The sequence below is a fragment of the Pantoea sp. S18 genome (assembly GCF_045689705.1).
GTDB classification, from domain to species: domain Bacteria; phylum Pseudomonadota; class Gammaproteobacteria; order Enterobacterales; family Enterobacteriaceae; genus Pantoea; species Pantoea symbiotica.
Genome location: NZ_CP142688.1, coordinates 759,566 through 773,744 on the forward strand (window position 1 = coordinate 759,566; position 14,179 = coordinate 773,744).

Genomic DNA, 14,179 nt, shown 5'->3' on the forward strand with positions numbered 1-14,179 from the left:
GGAAAAACAGGTAATTGAAACAGATGAATACACAACAATTGGCAAAACTGCGTTCTATTGTGCCCGAGATGCGTCGCGTCCGGCACATTCACTTTGTCGGCATCGGTGGTGCTGGCATGGGCGGTATTGCCGAGGTGTTGGCGAACGAAGGCTATCACATTAGCGGTTCTGATCTGGCACCGAACGCGGTGACACAGCATCTGGCGGCGCTGGGCGCGACGATTTATTTCAACCATCGTCCGGAAAACGTCACCGATGCCAGCGTTGTCGTAGTGTCGACAGCCGTTGCGCAGGATAACCCTGAGCTGGTTGCCGCACGTGAGCAGCGTATTCCCGTCATTCGTCGTGCTGAGATGTTGGCAGAACTGATGCGTTTCCGTCACGGCATTGCTGTTGCCGGTACGCACGGTAAAACCACCACCACCGCGATGGTGACCAGCATTTACGCGGAAGGCGGACTGGATCCGACCTTCGTTAACGGCGGATTGGTTAAAGCCGCAGGTACGCATGCGCGCCTGGGCAGCAGCCGTTACCTGATTGCAGAAGCAGATGAAAGTGATGCGTCCTTCCTGCATCTGCAACCGATGGTGGCGATTGTCACCAACATCGAAGCGGATCACATGGACACGTATCAGGGCGATTTTGAGAACCTGAAGCAGACGTTCATTAATTTCCTGCACAACCTGCCGTTCTACGGACGCGCGGTAATGTGCGTGGATGACGCGGTGATTCGTGACCTGATTCCGCGCGTAGGCCGCCAGGTAACAACTTACGGCTTCAGCGATGACGCAGATGTACGTATCGAGAATTATGAGCAGCGTGGCGCACAAGGGCACTTCACCATCATCCGTCAGGATAAGCCGGTGCTGAAAGTGACGCTGAATGCGCCGGGCCGCCACAACGCCCTGAACGCAGCTGCTGCGGTAGCTGTCGCCAGCGAAGAAGGTATCGAAGATAACGCGATTCTGGCCGCGTTGGAGAGCTTCCAGGGCACCGGACGCCGCTTTGACGTGCTGGGCGAGTTCGATACCGCCGCCGTTAACGGTAATCCAGGCAGCGCGATGCTGGTCGACGATTACGGCCATCATCCTACCGAAGTAGATGTCACCATCAAAGCCGCACGTGCAGGCTGGCCTGACAAGAAGCTGGTGATGGTGTTCCAGCCGCATCGTTATACGCGTACCCGTGACCTGTTTGATGATTTCGCGAATGTGCTGTCGCAGGTGGATGTGTTGCTGATGCTGGATGTCTATCCGGCGGGTGAAGCCGCGATTCCGGGCGCTGACAGCCGTTCGCTGTGCCGCGCGATTCGTAACCGTGGCAAGGTTGATCCGATTCTGGTCTCTGAGCATGACGCGCTGCCAGATGCGCTGGCGCCGTTGCTGTCGGGCGACGATCTGGTGATCGTGCAGGGCGCAGGCAACATCGGCAAGATTGCCCGCAAGCTGGCCGAAAACGAATTGCAGCCTGCCATTAAGACGGAGGCGCGTCATGACTGAGAAGGTTGCAGTATTGATGGGCGGCACTTCGGCAGAGCGTGACGTGTCGCTGATGTCCGGTGCGGCGGTGCTAGCCGGACTGCGTGAAATGGGCATCGATGCGCATGCGGTCGATACGCGTGATGTGTCGGTGCTGGATCTGAAACAGCAGGGCTTCGCTAAAGCGTTTATTGCTTTGCACGGTCGTGGTGGTGAAGACGGCACGCTGCAAGCGGTGCTGGAGTTCCTGCAACTGCCCTATACCGGCAGCGGCGTGATGGCTTCCGCCATCACAATGGACAAACTGCGCAGCAAATTGCTGTGGCAGGGCAGGGGATTACCCTCAGGCAAATTTGTCTGGCTGACGCGTCAGCAGCATGAGCAAGGTTTAGACGCCGATACCACCGCCGCCATTGAGGCGCTGGGCTTACCGCTGTTTGTGAAGCCAAGCTGCGAAGGTTCTAGCGTCGGTATCAGCCGCGTGAACCATGCGGATGCATTACCCGCAGCGCTTGAAGAAGCTTTTCGTCATGATGATGACGTACTGATCGAAGCTTTTCTGAGCGGCGCGGAGTACACCGTGGGCATCGTGGGTGAGCAAATTCTGCCTTCCATCAGAATTAAAACCGCCAGCGAGTTCTATGACTATGAAGCTAAATACATTTCTGACGATACTGAATACTTCTGCCCGAGCGGATTAAGCGCCGAGCAGGAAGCAGAATTGCAGACGTTGGTGTGGTCAGCCTGGCGCGCATTGGGTTGCAGCGGCTGGGGTCGTGTCGACGTGATGGCTGACGGTGAGGGCAACTTCCAACTGCTGGAAGTGAATACTTCGCCTGGCATGACCAGCCACAGCTTAGTGCCGATGGCCGCGAAGCAAGCGGGATACAGCTTCCCGCAGCTGGTAGCGCGTATTCTGGAGCTAGCTGACTGATATGTCTCAGGCGGCGATACGAGTACGCAATCGCGAACCTCAGGAGCGGACACGCTCCGGGCGTAGCAACGGTGCGCGACTGTTTGGCATGGTGTTCCTGCTGATTGTGCTGGGCATTATGGTGGCGGGCGGCCTCGTGGTGCTGAAGTGGATGAATGACGCGTCACGCTTGCCGTTATCGAAGCTGGTGGTGACCGGGCAAACCCACTACACCACGCATGACGATATTCGCCAGGCCATTTTATCGCTTGGCGCGCCGGGAACTTTCATGTCGCAGAACGTGGATATCATCCAGCAGCAGATTGAGCGTTTACCCTGGATTAAGCAGGTCAGTGTGCGCAAGCAGTGGCCTGATGAGCTGAAGATAAATCTGGTGGAGTACGTTCCGGTGGCACGCTGGAACGACTCACACATGGTGGACGCCGATGGCGTCTCCTTCAGCGTCCCGGCCAGTCACGTTGGTAAAGAAGCGTTGCCAATGCTGTACGGCCCGGAAGGCAGTGAAAACGAGGTGTTAGCTGGCTATCACACCATGAGTGATGTGTTAAAGGCTAACAAGTTTACCCTGAAGGTCGCGTCGATGACGGCGCGGCGCTCGTGGCAATTAGTGACCAGTGACGATGTGCGCATCGAATTAGGTCGCAGCGATACCATGAAGCGTCTGAACCGTTTTATTGAGCTTTATCCGGATTTGCAGCAGCAGGGCCAGAGTCAGAACCAGCGCATCACGTACGTTGATTTGCGCTACGATTCGGGCGCCGCAGTCGGTTGGGCCGCTGCACCGATAGAGCCACAGGACAGTAATCAGCAACAGAACCAGGCACAGGCTAAACCACAATGATCAAGGCAACGGACAGAAAACTGGTAGTAGGACTCGAAATTGGCACCGCGAAGGTGTCCGCCCTGGTTGGGGAAATTCTGCCCGATGGTATGGTCAATATTATTGGGGTGGGCAGTTGCCCGTCTCGTGGCATGGATAAAGGCGGCGTAAACGATCTGGAGTCGGTGGTGAAATGCGTACAGCGCGCCATCGATCAGGCTGAATTGATGGCGGATTGCCAGATTTCATCGGTCTACCTTGCTTTATCGGGCAAACATATCAGTTGCCAGAACGAAATCGGGATGGTTCCGATTTCGGAAGAGGAAGTGACTCAGGATGATGTAGAGAACGTGGTGCATACGGCGAAATCCGTTCGCGTACGTGATGAGCATCGTATCCTGCATGTCATTCCGCAGGAATATGCCATCGATTATCAGGAAGGCATCAAGAATCCAGTGGGACTTTCCGGCGTGCGTATGCAGGCGAAAGTACATTTGATCACCTGCCACAACGATATGGCAAAAAATATTGTCAAAGCCGTTGAACGTTGTGGCCTGAAAGTTGACCAACTGATTTTTGCCGGCCTGGCATCCAGTTTCTCAGTGTTGACAGAAGATGAACGTGAGCTGGGCGTCTGTGTTGTTGATATCGGTGGCGGTACAATGGATATCGCTGTCTATACTGGCGGCGCACTGCGTCATACCAAAGTGATTCCTTATGCCGGGAACGTGGTAACCAGCGATATCGCCTACGCTTTTGGTACACCGCCGACCGACGCAGAAGCGATTAAAGTGCGTCACGGTTGTGCATTGGGCTCGATTGTCGGCAAAGACGAAAATGTCGAAGTGCCGAGCGTAGGTGGACGTCCACCACGTAGCCTGCAGCGTCAAACGTTGGCTGAAGTGATCGAGCCGCGTTACACCGAACTGTTGAATCTGGTCAACGACGAGATTCTGCAATTACAGGAGCAGCTGCGCCAGCAAGGCGTGAAACATCATCTGGCGGCCGGTATCGTGCTGACCGGTGGTGCGGCGCAGATTGAAGGTTTGGCAGCCTGCGCACAGCGCGTGTTCCACACGCAAGTGCGCATCGGACAGCCGCTTAACATCACCGGCCTGACAGATTATGCGCAGGAGCCGTATTACTCTACGGCAGTTGGCCTGCTGCATTACGGCAAAGAGTCACACATGAACGGTGATGCAGAAACGGAAAAACGTGCTTCAGTGGGCAACTGGTTTAAACGAATCAACAGCTGGCTGAAGAAAGAATTTTAATTTTTGAAAAAGGAGATCATGCTGGCAATGTTTATGATCTCCAGGCGACAGGCACATAACGGAGAGAAATCATGTTTGAACCTATGGAATTAACCAATGACGCGGTGATTAAAGTCATCGGCGTCGGCGGTGGCGGTGGCAACGCCGTAGAGCACATGGTACGCGAGCGTATCGAAGGTGTGGAATTCTTCGCTGTAAACACCGACGCGCAAGCGTTGCGTAAGACAGCGGTCGGCCAGACGATCCAGATCGGGACCAATATCACTAAAGGTCTTGGTGCAGGTGCGAACCCAGAAGTGGGTCGTAACTCTGCAGAAGAGGATCGCGAAGCACTGCGTGCTGCGCTGGATGGTGCAGACATGGTGTTCATCGCAGCAGGCATGGGCGGCGGTACCGGTACCGGTGCAGCGCCAGTTGTGGCTGAAGTGGCAAAAGATTTGGGTATCCTGACTGTTGCGGTGGTGACTAAGCCATTCAACTTTGAAGGCAAAAAGCGTATGGCTTTTGCTGAGCAGGGTATCGCAGAACTGTCGAAGCATGTCGATTCACTGATCACTATTCCAAATGACAAGCTGCTGAAAGTTCTGGGTCGCGGTATTTCTCTGTTGGATGCGTTCGGTGCAGCCAACGACGTATTGAAAGGCGCAGTACAGGGTATCGCTGAACTGATTACGCGTCCTGGCCTGATGAACGTCGACTTCGCGGACGTGCGTACCGTGATGTCAGAAATGGGTTACGCCATGATGGGTTCCGGCGTGGCATGTGGTGAAGACCGTGCAGAAGAAGCGGCAGAAATGGCGATCTCTTCTCCACTGTTGGAAGACATCGATCTGTCTGGCGCGCGCGGCGTGCTGGTCAACATCACTGCGGGCTTCGACCTGCGTCTTGATGAGTTCGAAACCGTGGGTAACACCATCCGCGCCTTCGCATCTGACAACGCAACCGTAGTTATCGGTACTTCTCTGGATCCAGAGATGAACGACGAACTGCGTGTGACCGTCGTTGCAACCGGCATCGGCATGGATAAGCGCCCTGAAATTACTCTGGTGACCAACAAACCGGCCACTCAGCCAGTGATGGATCATCGCTACCAGCAGCACGGCATGGCGCCGCTGCCGCAGGAGCAGAAACCGGCTGCGAAAGTGGTGAATGACCAACCGGCGGCATCCAGCAAAGAACCCGATTACCTTGATATTCCAGCCTTCTTGCGTAAGCAGGCAGACTAAGAATATCCCGAGAATTGGGATTCTCCGCTCTTTGTGCTAAAGTATTCGCCCGCTGGTAATTTATACTGGCGGTCGGACAGGTAATATTGCGAGATAAAGCGATGATCAAACAAAGGACATTAAAACGTATTGTTCAGGCGACTGGTGTCGGTTTACATACCGGCAAGAAAGTCACACTGACGTTACGCCCTGCGTCGGCTAACACCGGGGTCATCTATCGTCGCACTGACTTGAATCCACCGGTAGATTTCCCGGCTGATGCAAAATATGTGCGCGACACCATGCTGAGTACTTGCCTGGTGAATGATGAAGGCGTGCGTATTTCAACAGTCGAACATCTGAACGCCGCATTGGCGGGCTTGGGCATTGACAACATTATTGTCGAAGTTGATGCACCGGAAATCCCGATTATGGATGGCAGTGCCGCGCCTTTTGTCTATCTGCTGATGGACGCAGGCATCGAAGAGCTGAACAGCGCGAAGAAATTCGTACGCGTTAAGCAAACGGTGCGTGTGGAAGATGGCGATAAGTGGGCCGAGATCAAACCGTATAACGGTTTCTCACTCGACTTTACTATCGACTTCAAACATCCAGCGATTGACTCAAGCTCGCAGCGTTACCAGCTCAACTTCTCGGCTGAGAACTTTGTTCGCCAAATCAGCCGTGCGCGCACTTTTGGCTTTATGCGTGAAATCGAATATCTGCAGTCTAAAGGCCTGTGCCTGGGCGGTAGTTTAGATTGTGCGATTGGCCTCGATGATTTCCGCGTATTAAACGAAGACGGTCTGCGCTTTGAAGACGAATTTGTTCGTCATAAAATGCTCGATGCGATCGGCGACCTGTTCATGTGCGGCCACAATGTTATCGGCGCGTTTACCGCCTTTAAATCTGGCCATGCGTTGAATAACAAGTTGCTGCAAGCGGTTCTGGCTAAGCAGGAAGCCTGGGAATGGGCGACCTTCGAAGATGAAGCTGAACTGCCACTGGCATTCAAAGCACCAAATTTAGTTCTGGCGTAAGTCAGACATAAAACGGCAGGTTTCGCTGACACCCTCTCCGTTCAGTTGAACCTGCCGTTTTTTATTGCCTCGCTTTTAATCCTGCCAAACCGATCTCAATTCGCTGTAGTGAGTGGCGAAACCCTGTACAAAAAAACGTGAATTCCGCCGAAGCCCCTTTAATCACTGGTGTCGAAGCCCCACATAAGTGCTATCATCTGGCGCTCATATAAGCTGGGTAACGCTAATTTTGGCGACCGCTTTATCACTTTATTCAATGCATTGTGGACGGATTGTGATCGGGATTTTCTCACGCTGGCGACAATTAGGCAGACGCTATTTCTGGCCACATCTCCTGTTGGGGATGGTGGCGGCCAGTTTAGGTTTGCCTGCCTGCGCGCAAAGTGCTGAGCCCAAAGCAAATGATTCGCCGATCAGCAGCTTGTTTGTCGGCAATGTTGTCCACTTTGATCATCTTATTCGTCTGCAGGAAAGCGCGCGTCGACCGAATTTTAACGTCGATTACTGGCACCAGCATGCGATTCGCACGGTTATTCGCCACCTTTCGTTTAGCATGACGCCGCCCGCTCAGACTGAGGCCGATCAAGCTGTGCCGCTGGCGGCACAAAAGCTGGCGTTGATTGGTTCGCTTCAGGCGCTGCTGACTTCGCCGGCGCAAGCGCTGACTGTTGTTGAGCCGCAACAAAACCTGCGTCACAACGAACCGCAAATCCTTTCCTCTGCTGATTGGCAGGCTGCTATTCATGGCATCCGCGCCGGGCCTTTCATTGCTTAACTGCTAACGTTTTTTCCACATCCTGTATTAGATTTTGCAGTCCGTGAGATCACGGCTGAATTGAGAAAAATTTATCATGTTAATCAAATTGTTAACTAAAGTGTTCGGCAGCAGCAATGATCGTACTCTGCGCCGTATGCGTAAAATCGTAGACGTCATCAATAAGATGGAGCCGGATTTCGTTAAGCTCTCTGACGATGAATTGAAAGCGAAAACTGACCTGTTCCGTGAGCGTCTAAAAAAAGGCGAGAGCCTTGAGAGCCTGATTCCTGAAGCCTTTGCCACCGTACGTGAAGCAAGTAAACGCGTATTCGGTATGCGTCACTTTGATGTGCAGTTGATTGGCGGCATGGTGCTCAACGAGCGCTGCATCGCAGAGATGCGTACTGGTGAAGGTAAAACCCTGACTGCGACATTGCCCGCTTACCTGAACGCGCTGAGTGGCAAAGGTGTGCACGTTGTTACCGTCAACGACTATCTGGCGCAGCGTGACGCCGAAAATAACCGTGCACTGTTTGAATTCCTTGGCCTGACCATCGGCATTAACCTGCCAAACATGCCGGCCGTGGCGAAGCGTGCAGCTTATGCCGCTGATATTACCTACGGCACCAATAACGAATACGGCTTCGACTACCTGCGCGACAACATGGCGTTCAGCCCGGAAGAGCGTGTGCAGCGTAAATTGCATTACGCATTGGTGGATGAAGTCGACTCAATCCTGATCGATGAAGCGCGTACGCCACTGATCATCTCTGGTCCAGCTGAAGACAGTTCTGAGCTGTATACCAAAGTTAATAAGATCATCCCGCATCTGGTGCGTCAGGAAAAAGAAGACTCTGAAACCTTCCAGGGCGAAGGTGATTTCTGGGTCGATGAAAAAGCGCGCCAGGCACACATGAGCGAGCGCGGTCTGGTAAAAGTCGAAGAGCTGCTGGTAAGCCAAAACATCATGGTAGAAGGCGAGTCACTCTACTCACCGACCAATATCATGTTGATGCACCATGTTACTGCGGCGCTGCGTGCTCATGCACTCTTCACTCGCGATGTTGATTACATCGTTAAAGATGGCGAAGTGGTCATCGTTGATGAGCACACCGGTCGTACCATGCAAGGTCGCCGCTGGTCAGATGGTCTGCATCAGGCGGTTGAAGCGAAAGAAGGCGTGGAAATCCAGAATGAAAACCAGACGCTGGCTTCCATAACCTTCCAGAACTACTTCCGTATCTACGAGAAACTGGCCGGCATGACCGGTACCGCAGATACAGAAGCATTTGAATTCAGCTCCATCTACAAACTCGACACTATCGTGGTGCCAACCAACCGTCCGATGGTGCGTAAAGATATGGCCGATCTGGTCTACATGACCGAGAAAGAGAAGATCGACGCCATTATCGAAGACATCCGTGCCTGTACCGCCAAAGGGCAGCCGGTGTTGGTGGGTACCATTTCGATTGAAAAATCGGAAGTCGTTTCCAACGAACTGACGCGCGCGGGCATTAAGCACAGCGTACTGAACGCCAAATTCCACGCCAGCGAAGCGGATATCGTTGCTCAGGCGGGTCAACCTGCAGCGGTTACCATCGCAACCAACATGGCCGGTCGTGGTACCGATATCGTGCTGGGCGGTAGCTGGCAGGCTGAGCTTGCCGCGATGGACGAGCCAACCGAAGAACAGATTCAGGCGATGAAAGAGGCGTGGAAACTGCGTCACGATGCGGTGCTGGCTGCGGGCGGTCTGCACATCATTGGTACTGAGCGTCACGAATCTCGCCGTATCGATAACCAGCTGCGTGGTCGTGCGGGTCGTCAGGGTGATGCTGGTTCTTCACGCTTCTACCTGTCGATGGAAGATGCATTGATGCGTATCTTTGCTTCAGATCGCGTATCGAACATGATGCGTAAACTGGGCATGAAGCCAGGCGAAGCAATTGAGCATCCATGGGTGACCAAAGCGATTGCCAACGCTCAGCGTAAAGTGGAAAGCCGCAACTTCGATATTCGTAAACAGCTGCTGGAATACGATGACGTTGCTAACGATCAGCGTCGCGCCATCTACAGCCAGCGTAACGAACTGCTGGATGTGTCTGATGTGTCTGAAACCATCAACAGCATTCGTGAAGACGTCTACAAAACCACCATTGATACCTACATTCCGCCGCAGTCACTGGAAGAGATGTGGGATGTTGCCGGTCTGGAAGAGCGTCTGCGTAACGACTTTGATCTGAATCTGCCTATTGCTGAGTGGTTGGATAAAGAGCCCGATCTTCATGAAGAGACGCTGCGCGAACGCATCATGACTCACGCTGCGGAAAACTATGCTGCCAAAGAAGAAGTGGTCGGCGAAGAGATGATGCGCAACTTCGAGAAAGGCGTGATGCTGCAAACGCTGGATTCGTTGTGGAAAGAGCATCTTGCGGCGATGGATTATCTGCGTCAGGGTATTCATCTGCGTGGTTATGCGCAGAAAGATCCGAAGCAGGAATACAAGCGTGAATCCTTCTCTATGTTTGCGGCGATGCTGGAATCACTGAAATACGAAGTAATCAGCACCCTGAGCAAAGTTCAGGTGCGCATGCCAGAAGAAGTGGAAGCGATGGAGCAACAGCGCCGTGAGGAAGCAGAGCGTTTAGCGCAGCAGCAACAGCTGAGCCACGTTGATGATGCCACCGCCGCAGCCGAAGCGTTAGCCGCACAAGGCGGAGAGCGTAAAGTGGGGCGTAACGATCTTTGCCCATGTGGTTCCGGCAAAAAATACAAACAGTGCCACGGTCGTCTGGCCTGATAAAAAAGGAGCCTTCGGGCTCCTTTTTTTCGCTTACGATTTAGCGAGTTATCGCCATTAGTTTCTCTTCGTTTAGGCGCACGCCATGATACGGCAGCGTCACCAGCAGACCATCCGGCAAGCCAGCTCGCTTTAACAGCGCCCGGCTTTGGAACAGTAGCTGATGGTAATTGTTGTCGCTAATGCTCGGATAGCTCTCATTCCATACCGTGGCAATAATCTGACGCTTTGAGGTAATCCGCAGCAGCAGGCAGGAGAAAAATCGTTTTTGCGCTTCATTCAACGAAATAACTTTGTGTTCAGGCCACCATGTTAAGGTGTTCTTAGCACTGTCTAACGTCAGGATGTCATGAAATACCAGATGGCGTAGGGCATGTAATTGTTCCGGCGTATTTTGCGCCAGAAACGTTGTTTCTTTGAATTCCATAGGTAATCGGGTTTGGCAGAAGAAAGTGGCTGCGAGTATTCCCAACATTCCCGGTTGCGATCATTACGACATGTCTTAATCACTGGCTTTTGTGCGGCGCGGGACGTCACTTTCCTCTCAACGGTTAACATCACTCCATGTCTGATTTACACTCAGCGCTCATTTATTAAAAGCGGAATCCAGCTTATGAAACACCTGCAGGTTGCGGTGGGCATCATTCGCAATACAGAACGTCAAATCTTCCTTGCCCAGCGTGCGGCAAGCTCCTATATGGCTAATAAATGGGAGTTTCCTGGCGGAAAAATTGAACAAGATGAATCTGCCGAGCAGGCGCTCAAGCGTGAGTTGATGGAAGAAACCGGTATTGAAGTCACATCGGCAAGCGCAATTGGTCAGGCCGATCACAGTTATGAAGATCTGCGCGTTACGCTGCATTTCTTTCTGGTTGAAGGCTGGAACGGCGAGCCTTATGGCCGTGAAGGTCAGCCACAGCGTTGGGTCGAACAGCAGGATTTGATCGCGGATGAATTTCCGCCTGCGAACCATGAACTGATCAGCCGATTAGTGGCTGGCGAAATTTAAGTGAAGGGGCGGAAAGCCCCTTACTTTTTACTGCTGTTCTTCGCTCCAGTCGTCGCTGTCCATCTGGTCACCACTGCTGGGAATGCGTTTCTCTTCTGCTGCCCATTCACCTAAATCAATCAGCTGGCAACGTTTACTGCAGAATGGCCGCCACGGGCTCAACTCATCCCAAATCACATCGCGACGACAGTTGGGGCAAGGTACGGTAATCATCTCTTCCGGCATAACTTCCTCTAACAACAAGCTAGTTCAAAATTTAGTCGCGCTGGTACTTCTCCGCGTTCGCTGTCTAACGGCAGGAAACGAATCGCATAACGGCTTTTGTGGCCCGAGACTTGCGGATAGAGCGCGTCTTCCAGCGTCAATTGCAGGCGCAGCAAATCAGATCCTTCGGCGTTATCCTGATAAAAGCCGTTGAGGCTGGTTTGATGACGAAAGACGCCAGACTGACGCACTAAGTCGAGGATCATGGTCAAACTATTGCGCAGCGGATTCAGTGATTCCAGCCAGCCATTGACCTGAATATCACGCACCGCTTGCTCCTGATGCAGCCAGATATGCAGGCTTGGTAGATCGAAACTGCAGCAGCCGCCGGGAATGCTCAGACGCTGACGCACCAGAGCAACCAGGCGATCTTCTCGTAACTGTTGGCCCATGCGCGGTGCTGCCATCAGTTCGCTTGAGTATTGCTTCAACTGCTGACGCAAATTATTCACGCGCAGTTCGTCAATGCCCGGCACATCCAGCCATGCGCGTAACTTTTGCTGTTGGCGCTCCAGTTCTTTTAGCAATTCAGTGCGCATATCGCCGCGCTCAAAAATATCCAGCAAATCACTGAGGATGCGGAACACGCCAAGTGCTGATACCGAACCGCTAACCGGCACCGTTTCATGCAACTGATCAATCAGATATTCGACGCGCAGCCAGGTACGCATCTTCTCATTCAAAGGGTGTTCAAACAGAACCACTGTGCTCATGATGTTAATCCTTTCCGGTTGCTGCCAGGCGCAGATAGCGCTGGTGAAGCTCAGCAACACGCGGTAGCACCTGCTCAGGTGTACCGCTGTTATCAATGATGTCATCCGCACAGGCTATGCGCTGTTCGCGACTGGCCTGTGCGGCAAGAATATTTTTCGCCTGACTCAGCGAAATGCCATCCCGCTGTTGTGTGCGTTGCAACTGCGTGGCGGTATCCACATCCACAACCAACACGCGATCGGCCTGATGCTGTAAGCCGTTTTCGACCAACAGCGGCACCACCCAAAGCACATAAGGTGAAGTAGCCAGTAACTTTAATTGTTGCGTGCGGGCATTAATGAGTGGATGAAGCAATTGATTGAGCCAGTTTTTCTCTTGCGGCTGCTGGAAAATAATTTCACGAAGCCGTGCACGATAGAGCGTGCCTTCTGCCGTCAGAATGGTGTCTCCATGACGTTGAGCAATCGCCTTTAAGGCCGGCGTTCCTGGCTCAACAACTTCTCTGGCAATGACGTCAGCGTCAATAATATCAACGCCTAGCGCTGCGAAAGCATTGGCAATAGTGGTTTTACCACTGCCAATGCCGCCGGTGAGCGCAACGGTATAAGGCATAGCGTTCTCGCAAAATTTATATCGTGAGTGGCGATTAACCACAGCAAGATGAGAGCATGATCACAATCAATTTTCTCAGCTAAATTTAAGGGATTGTAGCCTAAATAAAGTGAAATTCGCAGTCTTGTCGCGGAACGAATGGCGCGTATGATAACGACACTGGAGCCGTGAGCGCTACCCGAACCGCGGTTCGTCGTCACTAACCAGGATAATCAGCTATGCGCATTGAAGAAGATCTAAAACTGGGCTTTAAAGATGTTTTGATCCGCCCAAAACGTTCCACATTGAAAAGCCGTTCCGAGGTTGAACTGGAACGCACCTTCACCTTTAAACACTCAGGCTTGAACTGGAGCGGCATACCGATTATTGCCGCCAACATGGATACCGTCGGTACTTTCACGATGGCTGAAGCCCTGGCGAGTTTTAACGTTCTGACCGCAGTGCATAAACACTACAGCGTGCAAGAGTGGCAGACATTTGTGCAGCGCGTGCCAGCGGCGGTGCTGGGTCATGTAATGGTCTCATCCGGTACCTCAGAATCAGATTTCACCAAATTATCTGCCATTCTGGCGTTATCGCCGCAGCTTAACTTTATCTGCATCGACGTTGCTAACGGCTACTCTGAGCACTTTGTTCAGTTCCTGCTGCGCGTACGTGAAAGCTTCCCAGGTAAAACCATCTGCGCAGGTAACGTGGTCACCGGTGAAATGGTGGAAGAGCTGATTTTGTCTGGCGCAGACATCGTCAAAGTGGGCATTGGTCCCGGCTCGGTTTGCACCACACGCGTTAAAACTGGCGTTGGCTATCCTCAGCTTTCGGCCGTTATCGAGTGCGCGGATGCGGCACACGGCTTAGGCGGACAGATCGTCAGCGACGGCGGCTGCTCGGTTCCGGGTGACATTGCCAAAGCTTTTGGTGGTGGCGCAGACTTCACCATGCTCGGCGGCATGCTTGCGGCCCATGATGAGTGCGAAGGAACCGTCGTTGAAGATCAGGGCGAGAAATTTATGCTGTTCTACGGCATGAGCTCCGAATCGGCAATGAAACGCCACGTTGGCGGTGTTGCGCAATACCGTGCGGCGGAAGGAAAAACCGTGCGCCTACCGGTGCGCGGCCCGGTTGAGGAGACGGTTAAAGATATCCTCGGTGGCTTGCGCTCAGCCTGTACCTACGTCGGTGCCGAACGATTGAAAGAGCTGACGAAACGCACCACCTTTATCCGCGTCGCTGAACAAGAGAACCGCGTGTTCACGCGTTGATCTCAGACAACGG

At 53.0% G+C, this 14,179-nt stretch carries 14 protein-coding genes; 10 read left to right on the forward strand and 4 right to left on the reverse strand.

Annotation, left to right across the window (positions count from 1 at the left end):
* Window positions 1-23: 23 nt before the first annotated feature.
* From murC to secA, 8 genes are all read left to right on the forward strand, one after another.
* Window positions 24-1,499, forward strand: coding sequence for a UDP-N-acetylmuramate--L-alanine ligase (gene murC, locus VIJ98_RS03400; protein ID WP_008108609.1), 1,476 nt, complete (start codon window positions 24-26; stop codon window positions 1,497-1,499).
* Window positions 1,492-2,412, forward strand: coding sequence for a D-alanine--D-alanine ligase (locus VIJ98_RS03405; protein ID WP_154181788.1), 921 nt, complete (start codon window positions 1,492-1,494; stop codon window positions 2,410-2,412). The genes murC and VIJ98_RS03405 overlap by 8 nt, the downstream gene beginning before the upstream one ends.
* 1 nt (window position 2,413) lies before the next feature.
* Window positions 2,414-3,253 carry a cell division protein FtsQ gene (gene ftsQ / locus VIJ98_RS03410; protein ID WP_154192991.1) on the forward strand — a complete coding sequence of 280 codons (840 nt, stop codon included), beginning with the start codon at window positions 2,414-2,416 and terminating at the stop codon, window positions 3,251-3,253.
* Entirely contained in the window at window positions 3,250-4,506 is a 1,257-nt protein-coding gene (gene ftsA, locus VIJ98_RS03415) for a cell division protein FtsA (protein ID WP_007888634.1), read from the forward strand. Before ftsQ ends, ftsA begins: the two co-directional genes overlap by 4 nt.
* A 71-nt stretch (window positions 4,507-4,577) precedes the next feature.
* The gene (gene ftsZ / locus VIJ98_RS03420) at window positions 4,578-5,732 is read left to right on the forward strand and encodes a cell division protein FtsZ (protein ID WP_008108602.1); all 1,155 of its coding nucleotides are present in this window, start codon (window positions 4,578-4,580) and stop codon (window positions 5,730-5,732) included.
* A gap of 101 nt (window positions 5,733-5,833) precedes the next feature.
* Window positions 5,834-6,751: a UDP-3-O-acyl-N-acetylglucosamine deacetylase gene (gene lpxC, locus VIJ98_RS03425; protein ID WP_007888639.1), complete on the forward strand. Its 918-nt coding sequence runs from the start codon at window positions 5,834-5,836 to the stop codon at window positions 6,749-6,751.
* A gap of 274 nt (window positions 6,752-7,025) precedes the next feature.
* Window positions 7,026-7,526: a secA translation cis-regulator SecM gene (gene secM, locus VIJ98_RS03430; protein WP_323272285.1), complete on the forward strand. Its 501-nt coding sequence runs from the start codon at window positions 7,026-7,028 to the stop codon at window positions 7,524-7,526.
* A 76-nt stretch (window positions 7,527-7,602) separates the two neighbouring features.
* Window positions 7,603-10,308 (forward strand): preprotein translocase subunit SecA, encoded by a 2,706-nt coding sequence (gene secA / locus VIJ98_RS03435; protein ID WP_154154201.1) that lies wholly within the window; start codon window positions 7,603-7,605, stop codon window positions 10,306-10,308.
* A gap of 40 nt (window positions 10,309-10,348) precedes the next feature.
* Here secA and VIJ98_RS03440 read toward each other — a convergent pair whose 3' ends face one another.
* Window positions 10,349-10,735, reverse strand: coding sequence for a response regulator (locus VIJ98_RS03440; RefSeq protein ID WP_110867527.1), 387 nt, complete (start codon window positions 10,733-10,735; stop codon window positions 10,349-10,351).
* A gap of 186 nt (window positions 10,736-10,921) precedes the next feature.
* Here VIJ98_RS03440 and mutT point away from each other — a divergent pair, with 186 nt between their 5' ends.
* Complete coding sequence (gene mutT, locus VIJ98_RS03445; protein WP_179451974.1) at window positions 10,922-11,317, forward strand: 8-oxo-dGTP diphosphatase MutT; 396 nt, start codon at window positions 10,922-10,924, stop codon at window positions 11,315-11,317.
* Window positions 11,318-11,344: 27 nt separating this feature from the next.
* Here mutT and yacG read toward each other — a convergent pair whose 3' ends face one another.
* The 3 genes from yacG to coaE are packed head-to-tail and all read right to left on the reverse strand — an operon-like array spanning window position 11,345 to window position 12,907.
* Window positions 11,345-11,542 carry a DNA gyrase inhibitor YacG gene (yacG, locus tag VIJ98_RS03450; RefSeq protein WP_064737573.1) on the reverse strand — a complete coding sequence of 66 codons (198 nt, stop codon included), beginning with the start codon at window positions 11,540-11,542 and terminating at the stop codon, window positions 11,345-11,347.
* A gap of 8 nt (window positions 11,543-11,550) precedes the next feature.
* A complete protein-coding gene (gene zapD / locus VIJ98_RS03455) occupies window positions 11,551-12,294 on the reverse strand; it encodes a cell division protein ZapD (protein WP_154192989.1) in 744 nt (247 codons plus the stop codon).
* 4 nt (window positions 12,295-12,298) lie between these two features.
* Window positions 12,299-12,907 (reverse strand): dephospho-CoA kinase, encoded by a 609-nt coding sequence (gene coaE / locus VIJ98_RS03460; protein WP_256695615.1) that lies wholly within the window; start codon window positions 12,905-12,907, stop codon window positions 12,299-12,301.
* Window positions 12,908-13,125: 218 nt separating this feature from the next.
* Here coaE and VIJ98_RS03465 point away from each other — a divergent pair, with 218 nt between their 5' ends.
* Window positions 13,126-14,166, forward strand: a complete 1,041-nt coding sequence (locus tag VIJ98_RS03465; protein ID WP_258144602.1) for a GMP reductase — start codon at window positions 13,126-13,128, stop codon at window positions 14,164-14,166.
* Window positions 14,167-14,179 lie beyond the last annotated feature (13 nt).

Coding starts and splice junctions, on each gene's coding strand:
- ftsQ (WP_154192991.1), top strand. CDS start 2,414: ATGTCTCAGGCGGCGATACGAGTACGCAATCGCGAACCTCAGGAGCGG.
- murC (WP_008108609.1), top strand. CDS start 24: ATGAATACACAACAATTGGCAAAACTGCGTTCTATTGTGCCCGAGATG.
- VIJ98_RS03405 (WP_154181788.1), top strand. CDS start 1,492: ATGACTGAGAAGGTTGCAGTATTGATGGGCGGCACTTCGGCAGAGCGT.
- VIJ98_RS03465 (WP_258144602.1), top strand. CDS start 13,126: ATGCGCATTGAAGAAGATCTAAAACTGGGCTTTAAAGATGTTTTGATC.
- mutT (WP_179451974.1), top strand. CDS start 10,922: ATGAAACACCTGCAGGTTGCGGTGGGCATCATTCGCAATACAGAACGT.
- ftsZ (WP_008108602.1), top strand. CDS start 4,578: ATGTTTGAACCTATGGAATTAACCAATGACGCGGTGATTAAAGTCATC.
- VIJ98_RS03440 (WP_110867527.1), bottom strand. CDS start 10,735: ATGGAATTCAAAGAAACAACGTTTCTGGCGCAAAATACGCCGGAACAA.
- coaE (WP_256695615.1), bottom strand. CDS start 12,907: ATGCCTTATACCGTTGCGCTCACCGGCGGCATTGGCAGTGGTAAAACC.
- zapD (WP_154192989.1), bottom strand. CDS start 12,294: ATGAGCACAGTGGTTCTGTTTGAACACCCTTTGAATGAGAAGATGCGT.
- ftsA (WP_007888634.1), top strand. CDS start 3,250: ATGATCAAGGCAACGGACAGAAAACTGGTAGTAGGACTCGAAATTGGC.
- secA (WP_154154201.1), top strand. CDS start 7,603: ATGTTAATCAAATTGTTAACTAAAGTGTTCGGCAGCAGCAATGATCGT.
- lpxC (WP_007888639.1), top strand. CDS start 5,834: ATGATCAAACAAAGGACATTAAAACGTATTGTTCAGGCGACTGGTGTC.
- yacG (WP_064737573.1), bottom strand. CDS start 11,542: ATGCCGGAAGAGATGATTACCGTACCTTGCCCCAACTGTCGTCGCGAT.